Raw genomic sequence first — 2,558 nt, forward strand, 5'->3', positions numbered from 1 at the left:
CTGCCAAAGTTCCCATCAGCCATCGCATCAAGAAATGCGCCTGGAACGACGACTATCTCATCAATGCCATCACTCATATGCGATAGCCCTGCCCCAAGGTGGGGGAGATGTCCGGCAGGACAGAGGGGGGCGCTGCCCCGCCAACCTCAGGCGGTTTTTTCAGCCTCACGCGAATTCCATGATCACCGCGTCGACGGCAAGGCTGTCGCCGGGCTTGGCGTTGAGCTTCGAGACGATGAGGTCGCGCTCGGCGCGCAGCACGTTTTCCATCTTCATCGCTTCCACCACGGCAAGCGTCTCGCCGGCCTTGACCTCCTGCCCCTCGGCAACGGCTATCGACACGACAAGACCGGGCATTGGACAAAGCAGCATCTTGGAGGTATCCGGCGCCACTTTTTCCGGCATCAGCCTTTCGAGTTCGGCGGTGCGCGGCAGCATGGCGCGGGCCGTCACCGACATGCCTTTCCAGGCGATGCGGAACCCGTTCAGCACCGGCCTGACCTGCGCCGCGACCTTGCGGCCGCCGACCATGCCGCGCCAGATGAGATCGCCCGGCCGCCAGTCGGATGCCACCGTCAGTGGTTTGCCGCCGTCGATCGTGAGGTCGAGCTCCATCGGAATGGAAATCATGCCTTCCACGATAACGGCCGAAAGATAGTCACGGCCGATCTTCACCACCCAATCGCGTTTCAAGGCGCCCGAATGCGGCGCCAGCCGCCCACCCAGCCGGTCGAGCCGGTCGCGGCGCAGCAGTTCGACCGCGGTTGCGACCGCGGCCAGCACCGCGTTTTCTTCGCTGTTCGGCACAATGGGCGCGAAGCCGTCGGGATATTCCTCGGCGATGAACGCCGTCGATAGCCGCCCTTCGCGCCAGCGCGGATGCTGCATCAGCGCCGCCAGGAACGGGATGTTGTGCTCGATGCCGTCGACGACGAAACTGTCCAGCGCTTCCGACATCGCGTCGATCGCCGCCAGCCGCGTCGGCGCCCAGGTGCACAGCTTGGCGACCATCGGGTCATAGAACATCGAGATTTCCGAGCCTTCGGTAACGCCGGTATCGTTGCGGATGACGATTTCGCCGAATTTTCCCTCTTCCGGCGGCCGGTATCTCGTCAGCCGGCCAATCGACGGCAGAAAATTGCGATACGGATCTTCGGCATAGAGGCGGCTTTCCATCGCCCAGCCGTTCAGCTTGACGTCGCTCTGCTTGATGGCGAGCTTTTCGCCGGCCGCCACGCGGATCATCTGCTCGACCAGATCGATGCCGGTGACGAGTTCCGTCACCGGATGCTCGACCTGCAGCCGCGTGTTCATTTCCAGGAAATAGAAGTTCTTGTCGCTGTCGACGATGAATTCGACCGTGCCGGCGCTCTGGTAATCGACCGCCTTGGCCAGCGCCACCGACTGCTCGCCCATGGCTTTGCGGGTCTTGGCATCGAGGAACGGCGACGGCGCCTCCTCCACGACCTTCTGGTTGCGGCGCTGGATCGAGCATTCGCGCTCGCCGAGATAGAGCGTGTTGCCATGGGCGTCGGCGAGCACCTGGATTTCGATATGGCGCGGATCGACGATGAATTTTTCGATGAAGACGCGGTCATCGCCGAACGAGCTTTTGGCCTCCGACCGCGCCCGGTCGAAGCCGTCGCGCACTTCGGCCTTGCTCCAGGCGATGCGCATGCCCTTGCCGCCACCGCCGGCCGAGGCCTTGATCATCACGGGATAGCCGATTTCGCCGGCTATTCTTTCGGCATGGGCGGCGTTTTCGACGACGCCGAGCCAGCCGGGCACGGTCGACACCTTGGCCGCGTTGGCGAACTTCTTCGATTCGATCTTGTCGCCCATCGCCTTGATGGCCTTGGGCTTCGGGCCGATGAAGACGATGCCTTCCTGCTCCAGCGCTTCGCAGAAGGATGCCCGCTCGGACAGGAAACCGTAGCCGGGATGCACGGCCTCGGCCCCTGTCGCCTTGCAGGCGGCGATGATCTTTTCCGGAACCAGATAGCTTTGCGCGGCCGGCGAAGGCCCGATATGCACCGCCTCGTCGGCCATTTCGACATGCACAGCGTCGCGGTCGGCGTCGGAATAGACCGCGACGGTGGCGATGCCCATCTTGCGCGCCGTCTTGATCACGCGGCAGGCGATCTCGCCACGGTTGGCGACCAGGATCTTTGTGAACATGCAGGCCTCGTCCCTCGGCTGCCCTTCTTTTACGGGCTTCCCGTTTTATGGGCTTCAGGGGGCCGGTCAAGGCAAAGTCGGAGCCTATCCCGGATGCAAATCGGCGGGCGCTGACGAAAATGCGGGGTCAGAACGTCGCTTCGTGCATAGCGCAGAGCTGAATGGTAAGTTAAACCTAACCTGGATTGCAGACTGCCTTGGGAGGATTGCCTGATGAAAACGCGCGCCGCTGTCGCCGTCGCCGCCGGAAAGCCGCTGGAGATCATGGAGGTCGACCTCGAAGGTCCTCGTGATGGCGAGGTGCTGGTCGAGATCAAGGCAACCGGCATCTGCCACACCGACGAGTTCACGCTGTCGGGCGCCGACCCGGAAGGCCTGTT

General features: G+C 63.1%; 1 protein-coding gene and 1 pseudogene. One reads left to right on the top strand and one right to left on the bottom strand.

Annotation, left to right across the window (positions count from 1 at the left end):
- Nucleotides 1-165: 165 nt before the first annotated feature.
- Nucleotides 166-2,178, bottom strand: coding sequence for an acetyl-CoA carboxylase biotin carboxylase subunit (locus NKJ40_RS31675; RefSeq protein ID WP_352469374.1), 2,013 nt, complete (start codon nucleotides 2,176-2,178; stop codon nucleotides 166-168).
- 213 nt (nucleotides 2,179-2,391) lie between these two features.
- Here NKJ40_RS31675 and NKJ40_RS31680 point away from each other — a divergent pair.
- Nucleotides 2,392-2,558: pseudogene (locus NKJ40_RS31680) on the top strand (S-(hydroxymethyl)glutathione dehydrogenase); the annotation flags it as partial.

The organism is Mesorhizobium sp. M0119 (assembly GCF_040322615.1).
Classification (GTDB): Bacteria; Pseudomonadota; Alphaproteobacteria; order Rhizobiales; family Rhizobiaceae; genus Mesorhizobium.